This window comes from Azoarcus sp. L1K30, from assembly GCF_018122735.1.
In the GTDB taxonomy this organism is placed as follows: Bacteria; Pseudomonadota; Gammaproteobacteria; order Burkholderiales; family Rhodocyclaceae; genus Parazoarcus.
On record NZ_JAGRRD010000001.1, the window covers coordinates 2,684,734 to 2,706,580 of the forward strand.

The following is a 21,847-nucleotide window of genomic DNA, read 5'->3' on the forward strand; positions in this document are numbered from 1 at the left end:
CCGGAGGTTTTCATGCGCAAGTCCCGCCTTTTCTCTGCTGCCGCGGCAGCCGTCCTCTCCCTCACGATGGCGTTTTCTGCGCCTGCCCAGGCTGCCCCCAAGCAGGACTTCAAGGTGTGCTGGACCATCTACGCCGGCTGGATGCCGTGGGAGTACGCAGCGTCGTCCGGGATCATGGACAAGTGGGCCAAGAAATACGGCATCAAGGTCGATGTCGTGCAGGTCAATGACTACATCGAGTCGATCAACCAATACACCGCGGGCGGATTCGACGGCTGCGCGATGACCAACATGGACGCGCTGACGATTCCGGCCGCCGGTGGCGTCGATACCACGGCGCTGATCATCGGCGACTTCTCCAACGGCAACGACGGCATCGTAATCAAGGGCAAAGGCAAGACCGTCGCCAACCTAAAGGGCAAGCCGGTGAATCTGGTCGAGCTGTCGGTCTCCCACTACCTGCTGGCGCGTGCGCTCGAAACCGCCGGCATGAGCGAGCGCGACACCAAAGTGGTCAATACGTCGGACGCAGACCTCGTCGCCGCCTTTGCCACCTCCGGCGTGGATGCGGTCGTCACCTGGAACCCGTTGCTGGCCGAAGTGGCGGCCACGCCGAACGTGACCAAGGTTTTCGACTCGAGCAAGATCCCGGGCGAGATCATCGATCTGATGGTGGTCAACAGCAAGACGCTGGCCGAGAACCCGGCGCTGGGCAAGGCCCTGACCGGCGCCTGGTACGAAGTGATGGCGGTGATGAGCGCCAACACGCCCGAAGGCAAGGCGGCACGCCAGCATATGGCCGCCGCCTCGGGCACCGACCTTGCCGGCTACGAAGCCCAACTGGCGGCAACCAAGATGTTCTATACGGCACCAGAGGCCGTGGCCTTCGCCACCGGTGCCGCCCTGCCGGCGACCATGACCAAGGTCGCGCAGTTCAGCTTCGCCCATGGTCTGCTGGGTGAAGGTGCACGCAGCGCCGACGCCATCGGCATGAGCTTTGCCAAGACCAACACCGGTGACGTCAAGAACCTGAAGCTGCGCTTCGACCCCAGCTTCATGAAGATGGCCGCGGACGGCAGGCTCAACTAAGCCGCCGCGCCGCCGATTGCCCGCACTCCCCGCGCAGCCGCTGCACGGGGGCGAGCACCCGCATCCGCCACCACCCGGAAACTGACCATGCGCCTCATCAATCGAAGACCCGGCCGCAGCTGGCGAATCAGCCTGGTGATCCTGCCCTTCGCCTTGCTGCTGATCGCCTATCTCGCCGGCTCGGCCGCGCGCCTTGCCGACAATCCGCAGGACAAGCTGCTGCCGAGCGCGGTGCAGATGGCCGAGGCGGTGGATCGCATGGCCTTGTCCGAGGACCCGCGCAGCGGACGTTACCTGTTCTGGGACGACACGGCCTCCAGCCTCAAGCGGCTCGGCATGGGTCTACTGATCTCGGCCGCGCTCGGGCTGTGCCTTGGCGTGCTGTCGGGCACGCTGCCGATGTTCGGCGCCTCGCTATCGCCATTATTGACGGTGGTGTCGATGATTCCACCGCTGGCCATCCTGCCGGTGCTGTTCATCGTCTTCGGCCTCGACGAACTGTCCAAGGTCATGCTCATTGTCATCGGCATCACCCCGGTGATCGCGCGCGATATCGAGCAGCGGGCGCGCGAGATTCCGGTCGAGTTGCTGATCAAGGCCCAGACCCTGGGCGCCAACACGTGGACGCTGATCCTGCGCGTGGTGCTGCCGCAATTGCTGCCGCGCCTGCTGATCGCGCTGCAACTGTCGCTTGGCTCGGCCTGGTTGTTCTTGATCGCAGCCGAAGCCATCGCCTCGACCGACGGCCTCGGTTACCGCATCTTCCTCGTTCGGCGCTACCTGGCGATGGATGTGATTCTGCCCTACGTGGCCTGGATCACCCTGCTCGCCTGGCTGATGGATTTCGGTCTGAAGCGCCTCACCCGCGCCGCCTTCCCCTGGTACGAAGGGGGCCGGGCATGAGCTACATTCAGGTGAGGAATCTGTGGCAGACCTACGGCGACCAGGTGGTGCTGGAGAACCTGCGGGTCGATATCGCAGAAGGCGAATTCTGTGCGCTGGTCGGCGCATCGGGCTGCGGAAAATCGACCTTCCTGCGCATGCTGCTCGGCCAGGAGGCGCCCAGTCGCGGCCGGATCCTGCTCGACGGCAAGCCACTGGCCACCGAGCCCGACGCCAGTCGCGGCATCGTCTTCCAGCGCTACTCGGTGCTGCCGCACCTGAGCGTGCTCGACAACGTCGCCCTCGGCCTGGAATTGCCGCGTGCGCCTGTTCTCGGCCGCCTGTTTGGCCGCGCCAAGGCCGACGCCCGCGAGCAGGCCGCCGCACTGCTCAAGCGCGTGGGCCTGGGCCATGCTCTCGACAAGTACCCGAGCCAGCTTTCCGGCGGCATGCAGCAGCGTCTCGCGATTGCGCAGGCGCTGATCATGAAGCCGCGCATGCTGCTGCTCGACGAGCCCTTCGGCGCGCTCGACCCCGGCATCCGCAAGGACATGCACGCCCTGCTGCTCGAGCTGTGGCAGGAAACCCGGCTCACCGTGCTGATGGTGACCCACGACCTGTCCGAAGGCTTCACCCTGGGCACCCGCCTGCTGGTGTTCGACAAGGTCCGCCACGACCCGCACGAGCCCGGTGCCTATGGCGCCCGCATCACCTACGACATTCCCCTGAACCTGGACCGCCACGCCACCCGCGAGGCCGTCGCCGCGCTACCGGAGCATGTCACCGGCGCGCTCAAGAATGCATGACGAGGATTCCATGATCACTCACGCCACCCCTCTGCCCTATCCTGCGCTGGCCGAAGAGCTGTTGCCCGGCGGCGGCCACCGCTCCTTTGTGCTGCGTCGCGGCCGTCTGCTGCGACTCACCGATATCGAAGGCGGCGCAAATGTCAGCCTGCTGCTGTTCAACGCCCACGAGAAGACCGAGCGCCTCAATCTGCCCGACTCGCTCAAATGCCAGCACACCGCCAAGCTCACCCGCGGCCACTGCCTGTACTCCGACATGGGCCGGGTGCTCGCGGCGATCACCGCAGACACCACCGGCTGGAGCGACAGCCTGGGCGGCGTGCTCGATGCCGCCGAGGTGAAGAAGAAATACGGCGAAGGCCCCTACCAGACCCTGCGCAACGCCTGCTACCGCAACGGTACCGACAACCTGCTGATCGAGCTCGGCAAATGGGGGATGGGCGTGGAAGACCTGCTGATGGTACTCAACCTGTTCTCCAGGGTCACCGTCGACGCCACGGGCGGCATGCACTTCGCGCCCGGCAACAGCAAGGCTGGCGATTACATCGAGCTCTACGCGCCGATGGACACCCTGGTGGTGATGACCGCCCTGCAGCACCCGATGGACCCGTCGCCCGTGTATTCGCCCAAGCCGGTGCAGCTAACCTGGATGCAGGCCGAGGCCGGCGTGGCCGAGCACTGCCGCACGTCCCGCCCGGAGAACGAGCGCGGCTTCATCAACACCGAAAACCTCTATCTGTGAGGCGACCCGACATGAGCTCCCTGACCTCCAGCAAACTGAATCCCGACGCCGCCGTGTCGCGCCATGTGATCCCCGCGGGCGAACCCTGGGTGGGCGAAGTCAAGGCCGGCCAGACCGTCCGCCTGCTCGACCTAGAAGGCAACCAGGCGGTCGACACCCTGTTCTACGGTGTCGCCAACCCCAAGGAGCGCTACGACCCGCAGCGCACCCTGCGTCGCCAAGGCAATGTGTATCTGACCACCGGCAGCGTGCTGTACTCCAACCTCGGCCGCCCGATGCTCACCATCGTCGCCGACACCTGCGGCCGCCACGACACCCTGGGCGGCGCCTGCGCGCAGGAGAGCAACACCGTGCGCTATGCGCTCGACAAGCTGCACATGCACGCCTGTCGCGACAACTTCCTGTGCGGCTGCCTGCACGACGGCCGTCTGGCCAAGGGCGACATCGGTGCCAACATCAACTTCTTCATGAACGTGCCGGTCACCCCCGAGGGTGGCCTGACCTTCGAGGACGGCATCTCGGGCGCCGGCAAATACGTGGAACTCCGCGCCGAGATGGACGTGATCGTGCTGATTTCCAACTGCCCGCAACTGAACAACCCCTGCAATGGCTACAACCCGACCCCGGCAGAAGTGCTGATCTGGGACTGAGCCACCGAATCACCCGGAGGACGACCTCCGCGGTTCCGATCTCCGGCGGGACGACCCGCCACAGCTCGACAAGAATCGGGTGAGACCATGTTCGACAAAGTCCTGATCGCCAACCGCGGCGCCATCGCCTGCCGCATCCTGCGCACGCTGCGCCAACTGGGCACCAACGGCGTGGCGGTGTACTCGGAAGCGGACGCCGCCAGCCGTCACCTCATCGAAGCCGACGAAGCCCACAGCCTGGGCGAAGGCGCCGCCGCCGGCACCTATCTGGCGGTGGACAAGATCATCGCCATCGCCCGCGACACTGGCGCCGGCGCCATTCACCCCGGCTACGGCTTCCTGTCCGAGAACGCCGCCTTCGCCGAACGCTGCGAAGCCGCCGGCATCGCCTTCATCGGCCCCACGCCGGAGCAGCTGCGCGTATTCGGCCTCAAGCACACCGCACGCGCGCTGGCCAAGGCGCACGGCGTGCCGATGCTCGAAGGCACCGAACTGCTCGACTCGGTGGATGACGCCCTCGCCGCCGCCGACACCGTGGGCTACCCGGTGATGTTGAAGAGCACCGCCGGCGGTGGCGGCATCGGCATGCGCGTGTGCCGCAGCGCCGACGAACTGGCGCAACAGTTCGAGGCGGTGCGCCGTCTGGGCGAGAACAACTTCTCCGACTCGGGCGTATTCATCGAGAAATACATCGAGCGCGCACGCCACCTGGAAGTGCAGATCTTCGGCGACGGCATGGGCGAAGTCATCGCGCTCGGCGTGCGCGACTGCTCGGTGCAGCGGCGCAACCAGAAGGTGCTCGAAGAAACGCCTGCACCCAATCTGCCCGAGGGCATGGCCGACGCGCTGTGCGAGGCGGCGGTCCGCCTCGGCCGCGCGGTGAATTACCGCTCCGCCGGCACGGTCGAGTTCGTCTATGACAGTGAGGCAGGCGCCTTCTATTTCCTCGAAGTGAATACCCGGCTGCAGGTCGAGCATGGCGTCACCGAACAGGTGTGGGGCGTAGACCTGGTCGCCTGGATGGTGCAACTGGCCGCGGGCGACATGCCACCGCTCGCCGGGCTCGCCGCCACACTCAAGCAGCAGGGCCACGCCATCCAGGCCCGCCTCTACGCGGAAGACCCGGGCCGAGACTTTCAGCCCTGCCCTGGCCTGCTGACCTCGGTCAGCTTTCCGCCCGCAGACGGGCGCGCGCTGCGCATCGACACCTGGGTCGATGCCGGCTGCGAGATTCCGCCCTACTTCGACCCGATGATCGCCAAACTGATAGCCCACGCGCCAGACCGCAACGCCGCGATTTCAGGCCTCGATGCGGCGCTGGCGCAGAGCCGGCTTTACGGCGTGGAAACCAACCGCGATTACCTGCGTCAGATTCTCGCCGACAAGCCTTTTGCCAGTGGCGAAGCGTGGACGCGCTGCCTCGAGGGCCTGCGCTACCGCAGCGACAGCATGGAGTTCATCACCGCCGGCACCCAGACCACGGTGCAGGACTGGCCCGCCCGGCTCGGTTACTGGGCGGTCGGCGTGCCGCCTTCGGGACCGATGGACGATCGTGCGCTGCGCCTCGGCAACCGCCTGCTGGGCAACGACCAGGGTGCAGCCGCGCTCGAGATCACCATGAGCGGCCCCATCATCCGCTTCAACTGCGATGCGGTCGTAGCCGTCACCGGCGCCGACATCCCGCTCAGCCTCGACGACGTACCGCAGCCGATGAACACCGCGATCTTCGTTGCGGCCGGCAGCCGGCTGGTGTTCGGCACCATCGCCGGTGCCGGTGCGCGCAGCTACCTGTGCGTGCGCGGAGGCGTCGATGTGCCCGATTATCTCGGCAGCAAGAGCACCTTCACCCTCGGCCAGTTCGGCGGCCATGGCGGGCGCGCGCTGCGCGGTGGCGACGTGCTGCATCTGTTCCCGCTCGCCGACGCTGCAGCCGGTGCCAGCCTGCCCGCTGCGCTCACCCCGACGCTGCCGGCGACGCGCGAGCTGCGTGTCATCTACGGTCCGCACGGCGCACCGGAGTACTTCCACGCGGCCTACATCGAACGCTTCTTCGCCACCGACTGGGAAGTGCACTTCAACTCCAGCCGCACCGGTGTGCGCCTGATCGGCCCCAAGCCGGACTGGGCACGCGACAGCGGCGGCGAAGCCGGCCTGCATCCGTCCAACATTCACGACAACCCGTATGCGATCGGTGCGGTGGACTTCACCGGCGACATGCCGGTCATCCTCGGCCCGGATGGCCCCAGCCTGGGAGGCTTCGTGTGCCCGGTGACCGTCATCGAAGCCGACCTGTGGCAACTCGGTCAATTGAAAGCCGGCGACAAGGTGCGCTTCATCCCGGTCAGCCTGGAAACGGCGCGCGCACTGGCGCAGGCTCGCACCACCGAAGCCGCGGGCCTGACGCAGGCCTGCCCGGCCAGCTCGAACGCGATCGTGCTGGCCTCGCCCATCGTGCTCGACATCGGTCGCGACGACACCCGGCTGGTCGCACGTGTCTCGGGCGACACCCATGTACTGCTCGAAGTCGGCCCGCCCGAACTCGATCTGGTGCTGCGCTTCCGTGCCCATGCGCTGATGCAGGCCATCGAGGCGCTGGCACTCGACGGCCTCATCGATCTGACCCCGGGCATCCGCTCCTTGCAGCTGCACTACCGCCCGGAGACCCTGCCGCTGGCCAGCCTGCTCGAACGCGTGGCCGCGCTGTGGGCCGCAGTGTGCGAGCGCGACGACCTCGAAGTCCCCTCGCGCATCGTGCACTTGCCGCTGTCCTGGGACGATCCGGCCTGCCGGCTGGCGATCGAGAAGTACATGACCACAGTACGCAAGGATGCGCCGTGGTGCCCGAGCAACCTGGAGTTCATCCGCCGAATCAACGATCTGCCCAACCTCGAGGCCGTGCAGCGTACCGTGTTCGAGGCCAGCTACCTGGTGATGGGGCTGGGCGACGTTTACCTGGGAGCGCCGGTAGCGACACCGCTCGACCCGCGCCATCGTCTGGTCACCACCAAGTACAACCCGGCCCGCACCTGGACCGCGGAAAACTCGGTGGGCATCGGCGGCGCCTACATGTGCGTCTACGGCATGGAGGGCCCCGGCGGCTACCAGTTCGTCGGCCGCACGCTGCAGATGTGGAATCGCTACCGCGCGGTCGATGCCTTCGACGGCAAGCCCTGGCTGCTGCGCTTCTTCGATCAGGTACGCTTCTTCCCGGTCGACGCCGACGAGTTGCTGCGCATCCGCCGCGATTTCCCGCTCGGGCGCTACCCGGTACGGATCGAGCACACCACGCTGAAGCTGGCCGACTACCAGGATTTCCTCGCCCGCGAAGCCGAGGGCATCGCCGACTTCCGCCGCCAGCAGCGCGCCGCCTTCGATGCCGAGCGCGAACGCTGGATCGCGACCGGACAGGCCCACTTCGAAGCAGAAGAGGTCGTCGCCGACCTGGGTGAGGACGCGCCGCTGGGCGAGGGCGAGCATGCGATCGAAAGCCATATCGCCGGCAACCTGTGGCAGGTGAAGGTCGCGGCCGGCGCGCGCGTGGCGGCCGGCGACACCCTGGTCATTCTCGAATCGATGAAGATGGAAATCCCGCTCACCGCTCCGCGCGACGGCATCGTCAAGGAGATCCGGGTCCAGCCCGGCTCCCCGGTACGCGCCGGCCAGCGCGTCCTGATCCTGGAGGAAGCATGAACACCTTGTTGCCCAAACATCCGCATGACCTGCGCATCGATTCGCTGCAGGCCGCCTATCGCAGCGGCAGCCTCACGCCGCGTGCCCTGGTGGCGTCACTGCGCGCGCGCTCGGCAGCGCTGAATCCGGAGTACAGGCTCTTCATCCACCTGCTCGACGAGGCCGAACTCGAACCCTATCTGGAAGCACTGGACGGACAGTCGCCGATGGACCTGCCGCTATACGGCATTCCTTTCGCGATCAAGGACAACATCGACCTCGCGGGCATCCCGACCACCGCCGCCTGCCCGGCCTTCGCCTACACGCCATCGCGCTCGGCGACACTGGTCGAACGCCTGATCGCGCTCGGTGCGATCCCGCTCGGCAAGACCAACCTCGACCAGTTCGCCACCGGCCTCAACGGCACCCGCTCGCCCTATGGTGCCTGCCGCAACTCGGTGCTGGCCGAGTATCCGTCGGGCGGTTCGAGCGCCGGCTCCTCGCTGGCGGTTGCGCTCGGGGTCGCGAGCTTCGCGCTCGGCACCGACACGGCCGGTTCGGGCCGGGTGCCTGCGGCGCTGAACAATCTGGTCGGCACCAAACCTACCCGCGGCCTGCTGTCGACCGCCGGCGTGGTGCCGGCCTGCCGCACACTGGATTGCGTAACCTACTTCACCGCCACCGCGCGCGAAGCATCGATGCTGATGGGACTGACGACATCGCCCGACGCAGCTGACCCCTATGGCCGCCTCAACCCGTCATGGAACCAGGGGACGGCTTTCGGAGTGCCGCGTCCGTTCCGTTTCGGCGTCCCCCGCAAACAGGATCTCGAATTCTTCGGCTGCGCAGAGGGCGGCGGGCTGTTCGCCGATGCTGTCGCACAGCTGACGGCCATTGGCGGCGAAGCGGTCGAGGTCGACTTTTCTCCCTTTTTGCAGGCTGCACGGCTCCTTTACGAAGGGCCGTGGGTGGCAGAGCGCTACGCCGTAGCGGGTACGCTGATCGAGCGTGACCCGCAGGCGGTGCTCGAGGTCATCCGCGACGTGCTTGCCAAGGCCCCCGCCGCCAGCGCAGTCGATGCGTTCACCGCGCAATACAAGCTGCAAGCATTGAAGGCCGTTTGCGACGCTCAGATGGCGGAACTCGACTGCGTGCTCACGCCCACCATCGGACGCCCGGTCACCCTGGCCGAGCTCGAGGCCGAGCCGGTGCTGCGCAACAGCGAGCTGGGCTATTACACCAACTTCATGAACCTGCTCGACTATGCTGCAGTCGCCGTGCCATCGGGTTTCATGGAAAACGGCCTGCCGTGGGGCGTAACGCTGTTCGGCCGCGCGTTTACCGACCAGTATCTGCTGGGCGTAGCCGATGCCATGCAGCGCCAGCATGCCCTGCCGCTGACCGGCGGCCACGCCAGCACGTTGGCGGCACCGATCTCATGCGCGCAGAACGACCGTTTGCGCGTCGTCGTCTGCGGCGCCCATCTGCAGGGGTTGCCACTCAACCATCAGCTCACGTCACGCGGCGCCTGCCTGCTGGAACGCACGGTGAGCAGCCCCGACTACAAGCTCTATGCCTTGGCCGGCGGCCCGCCCTTGCGTCCCGGCATGGTGCGGGTGGCCGAGGGCGGGTGCGCGATCGAGGTCGAGATCTGGGAGCTGCCCGCCGCCGAACTCGGCACCTTCCTCGCAGGCATCCCCGCACCCCTGGGCCTGGGCAAGGTGGAGCTCGGCGACGGTCGCCTGGAGACCGGCTTCATCTGCGAACCCCGCGGCATCGAAGGGGCGCAGGACATCAGCCACTTCGGCGGCTGGCGACGCTATCTGGAGAGCCGCTAGTATCGGGCCGGCGCGCACCCGCGCCTTCAGTGCGCGGCGAGGCCGCGCCGATACTGGATGGCCTCCGCCATGTGCGCCGCGCCGGGTCTCTCGGCTGCGGCGAGGTCGGCCAGCGTGCGCGCCACCCGCAAGACGCGGTGATAGGCCCGCGCCGACAGGTTGAGCTGGCTCATCGCCCGGGCCAGCAGCGCCGCCCCTGCGGCGTCCGGCGCGCAGAACGCATCCACCCGACCGGCTGGCAGTGCCGCGTTGGTCATGCCCTGGCGGACGATCTGCCGTTCACGTGCCAGCAGCACCCGCGCCCGCACCTCGGCACTCGACTCCCCGGCCGCAGTTGCGGCGAGATCGGCATAGGGCAGCGCCGGCACTTCCACCACCAGGTCGATGCGATCGAGCAGCGGGCCTGACAGGCGTGCGCGGTAGCGCGCAATCTGCGTCGGTGTGCACGAGCATGCCCTGCCGGGATGTCCGGAATAGCCGCACGGACAGGGGTTCATGGCGGCAACGAGTTGAAAATGCGCCGGAAACTCGGCCCGCCGACGTGCCCGCGACACCGTGACATGACCTGTCTCCAGCGGCTCGCGCAGGGATTCGAGTACCCGACGGTCGAATTCCGGCAGTTCGTCGAGAAACAGCACGCCGTGATGCGCCAGCGACACCTCGCCGGGCTGGGGAATGGCGCCGCCGCCGACGAGCGCTGCCGCCGACGCCGAATGATGCGGCGCCCGAAACGTACGCCGCCCCCAACTCCCCGCATCGAAACGGCCGGCAAGGGAATGCACCGCGGCGCTCTCGAGCGCCTCGGCTTCGCTCAATGGCGGCAACAGCCCCGGAAGACGCTGTGCCAGCATCGACTTGCCGGTCCCGGGGGATCCGTGCATCAGCAGCGAATGCCCGCCCGCGGCGGCAACCTCGAGCACCCGCCGCGCCTGATACTGGCCGCGCACGTCCGCCAGATCGGGAACCTGCTCGTGGCTCACGCCCGGCACAGGCGGCGGATGCGCAGGCAGCACCTCCAGACCGTTGAGATGCGCACATACCGCCAGCAGCGAGGTGGCCGGATGCACGCCCACGTCGCGCGCCAGGGCTGCCTCGTCGGCGTTCTCGAGCGGAAGTACGAGACTGCGCGCATCGCGCCCGGCCGCCAGCGCCGCCGCCAGCGCGCCACGAATGCGCCGCAGGCTGCCGTCGAGCGACAACTCGCCGCAGAACTCCTGCTGCGCCAGCCCCGTGCCCTTGACCTGGCCGGACGCCGCCAGGATACCGAGCGCAATCGGCAGGTCGAACCGTCCGCCCTCCTTGGGCAGATCGGCCGGTGCAAGATTGACGGTGATCCTGCGCTGCGGAAATTCGAACTGCGAAGTGACAATGGCCGCACGCACCCGGTCGCGAGCCTCGCGGACTTCGGTGTCGGCGAGGCCGACCAGCGTAAACGCAGGCAGGCCGTTTGAAAGGTGCACCTCGACCGTGACTTCGGGCGCATTCAGCCCGTCTATGGCACGGGTGCGCACAAGCGCGATCGACATCCGGACCTCCAACACTGAGCGGCCGTCAGTCTAGCGGAGATCCGGTCGATGCCAAAGGAATATTCCGGAAGCCGGCATCAGGGCCGGCACGAATCGCAGCCTTGTCAGGGAGCGACATCATCCCGGGTCGCGATCTCGCTTTCGAGAACGGCGACCCGGGCTTCCAGTTCAGCCAGGCGCTGGCGGGCATGCGCCAACATCTCGCGCTGAACTTCAAACTCCTCGCGCGTCACCAGGTCAAGCTTGTCGAAGGCGCCGGACAGGACCGCCTTGATATTTTTCTCCACATCGCGCACCGGGCTGTTTGCGACCAGTTCGGACAGTTTCGAACCAATTTCATCGAATATGCGTGGCGCAGTCATGATCTCTTACGCTCCAAAAAGTGAGTCCTGATGAAGTCTAGCATGCGCTTCAAGCATGCTTCCGGCCACACCGCTCCAACACGGTGCCTGCAATGTGCATTTTTCGCACCATGTTGGTGCGTACATGCAATCAGCGCATCATCCCGGTGAGCCCCGCCTGCGACAAGTCCACCATCCGGGCCGCGCGACGCCCCTGAAGCCCAGCATTCAAGCAGACTTCAAGGAGCTGGCACGCTCGATGCTAATGGAACTCCACCAAAACACAATTCATCACTTGCTTCAGGAGCAAACCATGCGCAAGAGCCTCATCGTCACCGCCCTTATCGCCGCACTGCCGCTGATGAGTACTGCTCACGCTGAAGAGGAAAGCCCCTTCAGCGGCAACTTCTCGCTGACGACGAACTATGTGTTCCGCGGCATCAGCCAGACGCAAAGCAACCCGGCTGTGCAGGGCGGGGTCGACTACGCTCACTCGAGCGGTTTCTACGTCGGCACCTGGGCGTCGAACGTCGGCTGGGTGGACGATATCGCCAAGACCCGCAACAACATGGAGTGGGACTTCTACTTCGGTTACGCGGGCGAAGCCGGCCCGATCTCGTATGACGTCGGTGCCATTCGCTACTTCTATCCGGGCAACTCGATCAGCGGCGTAGCCACCCCGGATACGACGGAAGTATATGTCTCCGCAGGCTGGGAGTTCCTCACCCTCAAGTACTCGCACTCGGTCTCCAAGTACCTGTTCGGCTGGACCGGTCTCGACACCGACAGCACCCGTAACAGCAACTACCTCGAGCTCAACGCCGAGTACGAGATCATGGCCGGCTGGACCGCCAGCGCCCACATCGGCCATCAGTACATCAAGCACAACAGCAAGGCCTCGTACTCCGACTGGGGCCTGGGCGTGAGCAAGGATATCGGTATCGGCACCGTCGCGCTGAACTACGCCGACTCCGACGCGAACGGCGACTGCAGCAAGGGCGAGCCTTACTGTTTCGGCTCCAGCGGCAAGGATGCCGCCGGTAGCCACTTCTACGTGTCCTTCAGCAAGGACTTCTGAGCACGACTCGCGTGTCCGGGCCTCTCAGCTCGAGGCCCGGAGCAACACATCTCGGCAACAAAGGGGGATTCATCATGAAATTCATCAGCGCCATCATCAAGCCCTTCAAGCTCGACGAAGTGCGTGAAGCGCTGTCCGCCATCGGCGTACAGGGCATCACCGTGACCGAAGTCAAGGGCTTCGGTCGCCAGAAAGGCCATACCGAACTTTACCGTGGCGCGGAATACGTCGTCGACTTTCTGCCCAAGGTAAAGATCGAAGCGGCCATCCGCGACGACATTCTCGACCAGGCCATCGAGGCCATCGAAAAATCCGCCTCGACGGGAAAAATCGGCGACGGCAAGATTTTTGTCTTTGATCTTGAACAGGCCATCCGCATTCGCACCGGTGAAACCGGGGCCGACGCGCTGTAAGGGAGACTGTGAAATGAAAAAACTATTTGCGATTCTGCTGGCGGCAGTGACCGTCGGCTTTGCGGGCGGCGTTTTTGCCCAGGAAACGGCGGCGCCCGCCGTAGAGGCCGTCGTCGAAGCAGCAGCCGCTGCGGCACCGGCTGAAGCGGCCGTCGAGGCGACGGTAAACAAAGGTGACGTCGCCTGGATCATGACCGCCACGCTGCTGGTGCTGTTCATGGCCCTGCCCGGCCTGGCGCTGTTCTACGGCGGTCTGGTCCGCACCAAGAACATGCTGTCGGTGCTGATGCAGGTGATGGTGGTGTTCTCGCTGATTACGGTGCTGTGGGCCTTCTACGGCTACAGCCTCGCCTTCACCGAGGCCAGCCCCTTCATCGGCTCGCTGGGCAAGCTGTTCATGTCGGGTGTGACGCTCGACAGCCTTGCCGATACCTTCAGCGATGCCTCCAAACTGCCGGAGTATGCGTTCATCGCCTTCCAGGCAACCTTCGCCGGCATCACCTGCGCGCTGATCGTGGGCTCCTTTGCCGAGCGCATGAAGTTCTCCGCCGTGCTGCTGTTCTCGGTGATCTGGTTCACCTTCTGCTACCTGCCGATCTGCCACATGGTCTGGGGCCCCGGCGGCTTCCTGCTCGATAGCGGCGCACTCGACTTCGCCGGTGGCACCGTGGTGCACATCAACGCCGGTGTGGCCGGTCTGGTTGGCGCCTACATGGTTGGCAAGCGTATCGGCTTTGGCCGCGAATCGATGGCACCGCACTCGCTGACGCTGACCATGGTCGGTGCATCGATGCTGTGGGTGGGCTGGTTCGGCTTCAACGCCGGCTCCAACCTGGAAGCCACGTCGGGTGCTGCGCTGGCCTTCATCAACACCTTGTTCGCCACTGCCGCTGCTGTGCTGGCCTGGTGTATCGGTGAAGCCATGTTCAAGGGCAAGCCCTCGATGCTGGGTGCCGCATCCGGTGCGGTTGCCGGCCTGGTGGCGATCACCCCGGCGTGCGGCTCGGTGGGCCCGATGGGTGCCATCATCATCGGCCTGCTCGCCGGCTTCGTCTGCCTGTGGGGCGTCAATGGCCTCAAGCGCATGCTCGGCGCTGACGACTCGCTCGACGTGTTCGGCGTGCATGGTCTGGGCGGCATCCTCGGTGCCATCCTGACCGGCGTGTTCACCGCCCCCTCGCTGGGCGGCACGGGCGCCGAGGACTTCTCGATTGCCAGCCAGGTGTGGATCCAGACCTACTCGGTGATCATCACCATCGTGTGGTCGGCCGTCGTCGCCTTCATCGGCTTCAAGATTGCGGACATGTTCGTCGGTCTGCGTGTGCCTGAAGAGGAAGAACGCGAAGGCCTGGACATCACCTCCCACGGCGAAACCGCATACCACTACTAATAAGTACTCAAAGGGACGGGCCGCAACTCCTCCGGCTCTTCCCAGATTGGGCGCCCTGCGGGGCGCCCTTTTTTGTCCACGCTCCAGATCTGCCAAAAGAAATGGCGTCCCGCAGGACGCCATTTTCCGCAGCTGGAGACCTGCCGTTCAGCGGAACACGATGGTCTTGTTGCCGTGGACCAGCACCCGGTCTTCCAGGTGGTAGCGCAGACCCCGCGCCAGCACGGTCTTCTCGATATCCTTGCCGTAGCGGACCATGTCTTCGACCGCATCCGAATGGTCGATGCGAATGACGTCCTGTTCGATGATCGGTCCCTGATCGAGATCGGCCGTGACATAGTGGCAAGTTGCGCCGATGAGCTTCACGCCCTTGGTGTAGGCCTGATGGTAGGGCCGCGCGCCGACGAAACTGGGCAGGAAGCTGTGGTGGATATTGATGATGCGCCCCGGATACGCAGCGCACAGTTCGGGCGACAGGATCTGCATGTAGCGCGCCAGCACCATGGTGTCGCCGCGCACCTCCTCGAAGATACGTTCGACCTCGGCATAGGCAGCGGCCTTGTTTTCGGCGCCGACCGGTACATGATGGAAGGGGATGCCATGCCATTCCACGAAACCGCGCAGCGTGTCGTGGTTGGAAACGACGCACGGAATCTCGATGTCCAGCTCCTTCGATTTCCACCGCGCCAGCAGGTCGTACAGGCAATGTTCCTGCTTGCTCACCAGCATCACGACCCGCTTCTTGACCGCGGAATCGGTGATCTTCCACTCCATTTCCAGCTCTTCGGCGAGCGGACGGAAACGCTCGCGCAACTCGCTCAGATGAAACGGAATGGAGTCGGCACGGATCTCGATGCGCATGAAATAGCGCCCGACCTCCTCACCCTCGCGCGGCAACTCGGCGTGAAGCGAGGTTTCCAGGATCCAGCCCTTGAGTTCGGCAATGAAGCCCGATACCCGGGCGACGATTCCAACCCGGTCGGGACAGGAGGCGGAGAGGGTGAAGAAGCGTTCGCGGTGCATGTCGGCTCGGTCGGGGTTGGTCAGGCGGTGCGGGCAAAGGCTTTGTCGATCTCGGCGCGCAGACCGGCATAGTCGCGCACGACGGGATACTGGGGAAACTCGCGGATGACGTTTTCCGGCGGATGAAAGAGGATGCCGCCATGGGCTTCGCCGAGCATCGCGGTATCGTTGTACGAATCACCTGCAGCAACGACCTGGAAGTTGAGTTCCTTGAAACGCTTCACCGCTTCACGCTTCTGATCCGGCATGCGCAGGTGGTAGTTGACCAGCACGCCGTTGGCGTCGGCTTCGAGACTATGGCAGAACAGGGTCGGCAGGCCGAGCTGCTGCATCAGCGGCTTGGCGAACTCATAGAAGGTGTCGGACAGGATGATGACCTGATAGGTCTCGCGCAACTCGTCGAGGAACGCTCGCGCGCCGGGCATCGGGCCCATGCTGGCGATCACGGCCTGGATGTCCGGCAGACCGAGTTTGTGATTGGCGAGAATGTCGAGCCGATACTTCATCAGGGTGTCGTAGTTGGGTTCGTCACGGGTGGTACGACGCAACTCGGCAATGCCGGTACGCTCGGCGAACTCGATCCAGATTTCCGGAACCAGCACACCTTCGAGGTCGAGACAGACGATTCGCACCGGACGCTCCTGTAGTCAATTTTGGCGAAGGCGCGATTCTATCATCCACGCGCGTCAGGTCTGGTTTGAAGCACGCATGATCAATTGCACACTGGCGTGATCATTCCACTGGCAGGCCCGAAGCACTACGGACATACTGCGCGCGACTACACTTCACCGACACGCAATGATCAAGCTGATCCCCGTCGACAGGCTCCTGCCCGGCATGTACATCCACGACCTCAACTGCGGCTGGATGGAACACAATTTCGTGCGCAACAGCTTCGAAGTGAGCGACATGGCCACTGCAGAGAAAGTCCGCGCGCTCGGTACGCATGAAGTCTATATCGACACCGATCGCGGCCTCGACGTCGCGAACGCCCCGACGCTGGAGGAGGCTGCGCACGAGGTCGACGAACAGATCGAGGCCATCGTCACGACATCGACATCGCCGGTCGCGCCGGCTTCGCTGGCCGACGAGGTGGCGCGGGCACGCTTGCTCCATCGTGAGGCGAACGTGATCGTGCGCAACATGATGGGCGATATCCGCCTGGGCAAGCAGATCGAACTGGAGAGAATCGAGCCGCTGGTTACGCAGATCGTCGATTCGATCTTTCGCCAGCAGGATGCACTGTTGCCGCTTTCGCTGCTGAAGAGCCACGATGAATACACCTTCCAGCACTCGGTCTCGGTGTGTACGCTGATGACCTCGTTCGCGCGTGCACTCGCGTTACCACGCGAAATCATCCACGAGATCGCGATCGGCGCCCTGCTCCACGACGTCGGCAAAGCCAAGGTGCCGGACGCGATTCTGAACAAGCCTGCCAAGCTGACCGACGCCGAGTTCGACAAGATGAAATCCCATGTGGTGCAAAGCAAGGTCATCCTGCTTGGCACCCCTGGCATCAGCGACATCGCGCTCGACGTGGCTGCCCAGCACCATGAGCGCTTTGACGGCACCGGCTACCCGAACAAGCTCAAAGGGGAGCAGATCAGCCTGTACGGCCAGATGGGCGCCATCGTCGACGTCTACGATGCCCTGACCTCCAACCGCTGCTATCACAAGGGCAGGCCCCCGACCGAAGCGCTGCGCAAGCTGCTCGAATGGAGCAAATTCCATTTCAAGCCGGATCTGGTGCAGGCCTTCATCCGCACCATCGGCATCTACCCCTCAGGCTCGCTGGTGCGCCTGGAAAGCGGCCGCCTCGCCGTCGTCCAGGAGCAACACACCGACAAACTGATGCAACCCACGGTCAAGGTGATGTTTCATACCAAGGGCCACTATCTGACGCCCGAAATCGTCGACCTGCGCCGCTCGCAGGATCGCATTGTCAGCCACGAATCCTTCGAGGAGTGGAAGATCGACCCACAGCAGTGGTTGCCTGCCTGAAGGCGAGAAGACATGGGACGAAGCGAGTGTGACGCGGAGTTTTCACCACGCCAGTGCATTGGCGCACGCGAAACCGGCTAAAGGCGCTATCCTAGCCCTCCTCTCAAGCGCCTTCGTTTTCGCATGATCTCCAGCCCGACTCTTCGTATCGCCGCCAGCGCCTTGTTGATCTGTCTATACGCGCCGCTGGGTCATGGCGCAGATGACAATGCAGTCACCGACAGCGAGCGCAGCCGCCAACTCAAGAACGAAGCCGCACAACTGCGCAAGCAGGCAGAGGCGCAGTATCAGGCCGCGGAGCCGGCCTGTTACCAGCGTTTCCTCGTGAACAGCTGCATCGATAGCGCCAAGCAGGAACACCTGGACAGTATCCGCCGGGCCCGCGCACTGGAGGCCGAAGCGCGCAAGATTGATCTGGCCGAACGACAGCGCGCCGCCAGCAAGGCCATGGCAGACAATCCTGGCGCACCGCAAAGCGCTAGCGCGCCGTCGCCGGCAGGCAATGCGACCGTCGCGCCGCAGCCCGAAGCCGAACAGTTGCGTGCCGATCGTGCGCGCGCGGCAGCCGCCGCCGAGCATGAGGCCGATCTTGCACGGGCTGCGCGGGACGAAACTCGCAGCCGCGAGCGCGACAAGGCAGCCGCGGCCGCCGCACAGCGGGCCGAAGATGCGGCGCGTGAACGCGCACGCTACGACGCACGCATTCGTGAATACGAGGAGAAGAAGGCGCGTGACGCCGCCGGGCGCTGACGGACAAGCGCACGCGGGCGACAGCTGAAGGTCCGCTCAGGCTAGGGGCGATTGGCAATCCAGATGCCCGTGCAGACCAGGCCAAGGGCAACGAAAACGGCTGGCGTCAGCGCCTCGCCGAGCAAGACACCACCGGCCACGACACCAAGCACCGGGGTCAGGAAGGAAAACGACGACAGCCGTGTTACCGGATAATGGCGTATGAGCCAGAACCAGCCGATATAGCTGGCTGTCGCGACTACCACGATCTGGAATGCAAGGCTCGCCCACACCGCAGGGGTCGGCGCGAAAATGCCGGGCTCGCCAAGCATCGCGGCAAACGCCGGCAGCACGAGTGCGGATACCACCAGTTGATACATCAACATCTTTTCCGGTGCGACGCGAGACAACGCGGACACCTTGATAGTCAGCGTGGTGCCCGCCCAGAACACCGCAGCACAGAACATCATCAGATCCCCGATCCAGGTCGTACCGGCGGGCAACAGCAGACTCTCGCCAAACAGTGCCAGTACGCCGACGAAGGCCAGCGCCATCCCCAGCCACTGGGCACGCCGCATGTGTTCGTTCGGCAGCAGCCAGACCGCGCCGAGGGCGACCATGAACGGCGCGGTATACAGAAAGATCACCCCGCGCGAGGCCGTCGTGTATTGCAGCGCCCAGTACAGGAGCCCGAACTCGAGCGCAAACAGGGTGCCGGCCAGCAAGCCGGGAATCAGCGTCGTATCGCGCTCGAACAGCTTCACACCGCGCACGGCCGACCACAGTGACACCAGCACCACTGCCCCCATCGAACGCAATCCGGCCTGCCACAGTGGCGAGATCCCTGCATTGGCGAACTTGATCACGACCTGCTGGCTACCCCAGATGGCGCAGAAGATGACCATCAGGAAAATGGCAACGCGGTCGAGCTGAAGTTTGTCTGACATGCCTGGTCCGTCAATCGGTCAGCGGGTTCGGGCTGGCAGTATAGGGGCTGGCCGTGACTTTGACGTGGTTCTCGGCCAATAATGCACCAATCAGGGGCGTCTCGCGCCGGTGGCCGCGATGAATCACCGGAGAAGGCTCAGTCGACCACTTCCATCTCGATCGGTGCCGGAAACTGCAGGCGGGCGCGCAGGGCACGGGTGACCTGCACGTGGCCTTCGGCATCAACGCGCAACGCATGGTCGATGTTGAAATGGCGCGTCTGCTCCCGCCAGCCCGCGTTGGCCAGATAGGCTGGCTTGCTCGCCGCATCCGACAGGGTACCGGCATCCGGGCGCGGCGTGACGAGTACAGTCAGCGACTGCGTTCCGTGCGCCGGCTGGCCGGTGCGCGGGTCGAGCAGATGGGCGTAGCGCACGCCATCGAGCTCGAAATAGCGTTGATAGTCGCCCGAGGTACCGATCGCCTCGCCGTCGTACAGCGGCATGGTGGCAATCGGTGCGGGCGCACGTGGATGCTGGATGCCGATGCGCCACGGCTGATCGCCCTTACGCCCGAGCGCCATGACGTTGCCGCCGATGTTGATCAGTGCATTGCTGATCCCGCGTGCACGCAGCAGGCTGGCGGCGCGATCGAGTGCATAGCCCTTGGCATACCCGCCTAGATCGAGCTGCACGGCAGGATTGCGGCTGCTGACTCGACGCCCGTCGATGGTCAGGTCGCTCATGCGCGGATGCGCAGCCACCAGCGCCGCCAGCTTGTCAGGATCCGGCCGCACCGGCACGAAGGTATCGGTATGAAACCCCCACAGCTCGATCAGGCCGCCCAGCGCCGGATCGAATAGCTCATCACCCGCGGCCGCCAGGCGTTGCGCGTCGCGCAACATCGTCGCCAGCTCTTCCGACACCTCCATGGTCTCGCCGCGCGCAATGGCCGCATTCAGCGCTGTGAGCTCGGACGGCTCCCACGCATGATAGGCCCGATGCAGGCGGTCGAACTCGCGCAGCACCTCAGCGCTCGCGGCATCCGCCTGCGCCTTGTCCTCGCCATAGACCGCGACATCGACTCGGGTGCCGAAGACGAAGGACTCCTGGTGAAAGACCTGCGGCCGCGCGCATCCGCCAAGCACGAAGACGCAGGCAAGCAGCCACAGCGCCGCCCGCATGCAGGCGCAGAGACGCTCCGCACGAATCATCCGGCGCACACCTCTTCGAGCGTGTCGATCACCAGCCCGGGGACGTCGAATCCCTGCTGGGCGGTGATCTCGACCATGCACGTGGGGCTGGTGACGTTGATTTCGGTCAGATGGCCGCCAATCACGTCGAGGCCGACGATCAGCAGCCCGCGCGCCCACAGGATGGGGGCAAGATGCTCGGCGATCTCGCGTTCGCGGTCGGTGAGCGCCATGGCCACGCCACGCCCACCCGCTGCGAGGTTGCCACGCGTCTCGCCCTGCTTCGGAATACGCGCCAACGCGTAGGGCACGACCTTGCCGCCGATGATCAGTACACGCTTGTCGCCCTCGGCAATCTCGGCCAGGTAGCGCTGCGCCATGATCGTACGGCTGCCTTCGTGGGTCAGGGTTTCGACGATCACGTTGCGGTTGGGATCGTCCGCGCGCACGCGGAAGATCTGGCTTCCGCCCATGCCGTCGAGCGGCTTGAGAATGACGTCGCCCAGTTCGTCGATGAAGGCGTGCACATCGGCCGGATCGCGCGCCACCAGCGTCGTCGCGGTGAATTGGGCAAACTCGGTGATGGCGATCTTTTCCGAGTGGTCCCGGATCGAGCGCGGATCGTTGAACACCCGCACACCGGCCTGCGCGGCACGCTCGAGCAGCCAGGTCGCGGTGACGTACTCGAAATCGAAGGGCGGGTCCTGGCGCATCAGCACGGCATCGAACGCGGCCAGCGGCAAGGGCTGCGCCTCGCCTGCTGTATACCAGTCGTAGTTGTCGTTGCGCACAGTCAGCGGCACGCAGTCCGCGATCACGACGCCTTCGCGCCAGGTCAGTGCTTCACGGCGGATCGCCCACACCGCGTGGCCGCGCGCCGACGCCGCGCGCATCATCGCCACACTCGAATCCTTGTACGGTTTGAGTCCTTCGATCGGATCGAGGATGAAGGCAAGCTTGAGCGGACGGGACATGGTCGGGCTTCCTGGTGCGGACGGATCGGGCAGGCAGGATGTTACACCAAGCCCCGCACGGACTCGCCCCCGTGGCAGCGCAAGTGCTCGCCGCCTACAGATCCACCCGGCCCAGCGGCAGGCAGCGTTCGTCCTTGACGACCTCCATCACCACATAGGTGTGTGTCTGCTTGACGCAGGGCAGCTCCGAGATGCGTTCGCCCATCACCTTGCGATATTCGGTGATATCGCGCGTCCTGACCTTGAGCAGGTAGTCGAAATCGCCCGCGATCATGTGGCAGGACTCGATCTCGGGAATCGTCTTGACGCCATCGTTGAAGCGCTTCAGGTCATGCGCCGTGGTGCTCGACAGCAGCACCTGCACGACGACGATGTGCGCCGCGCCCACCGACTCGGGATCCAGTGCGGCGTGATAGCCCTTGATCACGCCCTGCTTCTCCAGCCGTCGCAGACGTTCCGCACACGGCGTCTTGCTCAGCCCGACGCGGCGCGACAGCTCAACCATGGAAATGCGGGCATCGGCCTGCAATTCGGCCAGAATTTTCAAATCGATCCGATCCATTGCGCTGCAGCAGAC

At 65.0% G+C, this 21,847-nt stretch carries 20 protein-coding genes; 12 read left to right on the plus strand and 8 right to left on the minus strand.

Annotation, left to right across the window (positions count from 1 at the left end):
• The first annotated feature begins 12 nt into the window (after positions 1-12).
• The 7 genes from J5J83_RS12415 to atzF all read left to right on the plus strand — a co-directional run bounded on the left by J5J83_RS12415 (position 13) and on the right by atzF (position 9,676).
• Positions 13-1,089, plus strand: coding sequence for a putative urea ABC transporter substrate-binding protein (locus J5J83_RS12415; protein ID WP_212349548.1), 1,077 nt, complete (start codon positions 13-15; stop codon positions 1,087-1,089).
• An 87-nt stretch (positions 1,090-1,176) separates the two neighbouring features.
• A complete protein-coding gene (locus J5J83_RS12420; RefSeq protein WP_212349550.1) occupies positions 1,177-1,992 on the plus strand; it encodes an ABC transporter permease in 816 nt (271 codons plus the stop codon).
• On the plus strand, positions 1,989-2,777 hold the full coding sequence (locus tag J5J83_RS12425; protein ID WP_212349552.1) for an ABC transporter ATP-binding protein: 789 nt from the start codon (positions 1,989-1,991) through the stop codon (positions 2,775-2,777). The genes J5J83_RS12420 and J5J83_RS12425 overlap by 4 nt, the downstream gene beginning before the upstream one ends.
• A gap of 10 nt (positions 2,778-2,787) precedes the next feature.
• Positions 2,788-3,519 (plus strand): urea amidolyase associated protein UAAP1, encoded by a 732-nt coding sequence (locus J5J83_RS12430; protein ID WP_249115704.1) that lies wholly within the window; start codon positions 2,788-2,790, stop codon positions 3,517-3,519.
• An 11-nt stretch (positions 3,520-3,530) separates the two neighbouring features.
• Complete coding sequence (locus tag J5J83_RS12435) at positions 3,531-4,169, plus strand: urea amidolyase associated protein UAAP2 (protein ID WP_212349556.1); 639 nt, start codon at positions 3,531-3,533, stop codon at positions 4,167-4,169.
• An 87-nt stretch (positions 4,170-4,256) separates the two neighbouring features.
• Positions 4,257-7,859: an urea carboxylase gene (gene uca, locus J5J83_RS12440; protein ID WP_212349558.1), complete on the plus strand. Its 3,603-nt coding sequence runs from the start codon at positions 4,257-4,259 to the stop codon at positions 7,857-7,859.
• Entirely contained in the window at positions 7,856-9,676 is a 1,821-nt protein-coding gene (gene atzF, locus J5J83_RS12445) for an allophanate hydrolase (protein WP_212349560.1), read from the plus strand. The genes uca and atzF overlap by 4 nt, the downstream gene beginning before the upstream one ends.
• A 26-nt stretch (positions 9,677-9,702) precedes the next feature.
• Here the strand turns inward: atzF and J5J83_RS12450 are convergent, their stop codons facing one another.
• Both J5J83_RS12450 and J5J83_RS12455 read right to left on the minus strand, forming a co-directional pair.
• Entirely contained in the window at positions 9,703-11,202 is a 1,500-nt protein-coding gene (locus J5J83_RS12450; RefSeq protein WP_212349562.1) for a YifB family Mg chelatase-like AAA ATPase, read from the minus strand.
• Positions 11,203-11,306: 104 nt separating this feature from the next.
• The gene (locus J5J83_RS12455) at positions 11,307-11,564 is read right to left on the minus strand and encodes an accessory factor UbiK family protein (RefSeq protein WP_212349564.1); all 258 of its coding nucleotides are present in this window, start codon (positions 11,562-11,564) and stop codon (positions 11,307-11,309) included.
• A gap of 292 nt (positions 11,565-11,856) precedes the next feature.
• On the opposite strand from J5J83_RS12455, the gene J5J83_RS12460 reads away from it, so the two are divergent.
• The 3 genes from J5J83_RS12460 (at position 11,857) to amt (ending at position 14,424) form a co-directional block, all read left to right on the plus strand.
• Positions 11,857-12,621, plus strand: a complete 765-nt coding sequence (locus J5J83_RS12460) for a TorF family putative porin (protein WP_212349566.1) — start codon at positions 11,857-11,859, stop codon at positions 12,619-12,621.
• 74 nt (positions 12,622-12,695) lie between these two features.
• On the plus strand, positions 12,696-13,034 hold the full coding sequence (glnK, locus tag J5J83_RS12465; protein WP_212349568.1) for a P-II family nitrogen regulator: 339 nt from the start codon (positions 12,696-12,698) through the stop codon (positions 13,032-13,034).
• Positions 13,035-13,047: 13 nt separating this feature from the next.
• Positions 13,048-14,424, plus strand: coding sequence for an ammonium transporter (gene amt / locus J5J83_RS12470; RefSeq protein WP_212349570.1), 1,377 nt, complete (start codon positions 13,048-13,050; stop codon positions 14,422-14,424).
• A 147-nt stretch (positions 14,425-14,571) separates the two neighbouring features.
• Here the strand turns inward: amt and purU are convergent, their stop codons facing one another.
• Both purU and thrH read right to left on the minus strand, forming a co-directional pair.
• Positions 14,572-15,447 (minus strand): formyltetrahydrofolate deformylase, encoded by an 876-nt coding sequence (purU, locus tag J5J83_RS12475; RefSeq protein WP_212349572.1) that lies wholly within the window; start codon positions 15,445-15,447, stop codon positions 14,572-14,574.
• Between the two features lie 20 nt (positions 15,448-15,467).
• Positions 15,468-16,079, minus strand: a complete 612-nt coding sequence (thrH, locus tag J5J83_RS12480; RefSeq protein ID WP_212349574.1) for a bifunctional phosphoserine phosphatase/homoserine phosphotransferase ThrH — start codon at positions 16,077-16,079, stop codon at positions 15,468-15,470.
• A 166-nt stretch (positions 16,080-16,245) separates the two neighbouring features.
• On the opposite strand from thrH, the gene J5J83_RS12485 reads away from it, so the two are divergent.
• Both J5J83_RS12485 and J5J83_RS12490 read left to right on the plus strand, forming a co-directional pair.
• Positions 16,246-17,448 (plus strand): HD-GYP domain-containing protein, encoded by a 1,203-nt coding sequence (locus J5J83_RS12485; protein WP_212349576.1) that lies wholly within the window; start codon positions 16,246-16,248, stop codon positions 17,446-17,448.
• A 123-nt stretch (positions 17,449-17,571) separates the two neighbouring features.
• Positions 17,572-18,198 carry a hypothetical protein gene (locus J5J83_RS12490; protein WP_212349578.1) on the plus strand — a complete coding sequence of 209 codons (627 nt, stop codon included), beginning with the start codon at positions 17,572-17,574 and terminating at the stop codon, positions 18,196-18,198.
• A 41-nt stretch (positions 18,199-18,239) separates the two neighbouring features.
• Here J5J83_RS12490 and J5J83_RS12495 read toward each other — a convergent pair whose 3' ends face one another.
• The 4 genes from J5J83_RS12495 to J5J83_RS12510 all read right to left on the minus strand — a co-directional run bounded on the left by J5J83_RS12495 (position 18,240) and on the right by J5J83_RS12510 (position 21,832).
• Positions 18,240-19,124 carry a DMT family transporter gene (locus tag J5J83_RS12495; RefSeq protein WP_212349579.1) on the minus strand — a complete coding sequence of 295 codons (885 nt, stop codon included), beginning with the start codon at positions 19,122-19,124 and terminating at the stop codon, positions 18,240-18,242.
• Between the two features lie 137 nt (positions 19,125-19,261).
• On the minus strand, positions 19,262-20,287 hold the full coding sequence (locus J5J83_RS12500; RefSeq protein ID WP_212353073.1) for an FAD:protein FMN transferase: 1,026 nt from the start codon (positions 20,285-20,287) through the stop codon (positions 19,262-19,264).
• A 26-nt stretch (positions 20,288-20,313) separates the two neighbouring features.
• Entirely contained in the window at positions 20,314-21,270 is a 957-nt protein-coding gene (gene gshB, locus J5J83_RS12505; protein ID WP_212349581.1) for a glutathione synthase, read from the minus strand.
• 94 nt (positions 21,271-21,364) lie between these two features.
• Positions 21,365-21,832, minus strand: a complete 468-nt coding sequence (locus J5J83_RS12510) for an Lrp/AsnC ligand binding domain-containing protein (protein WP_212349583.1) — start codon at positions 21,830-21,832, stop codon at positions 21,365-21,367.
• Positions 21,833-21,847: the final 15 nt, after the last annotated feature.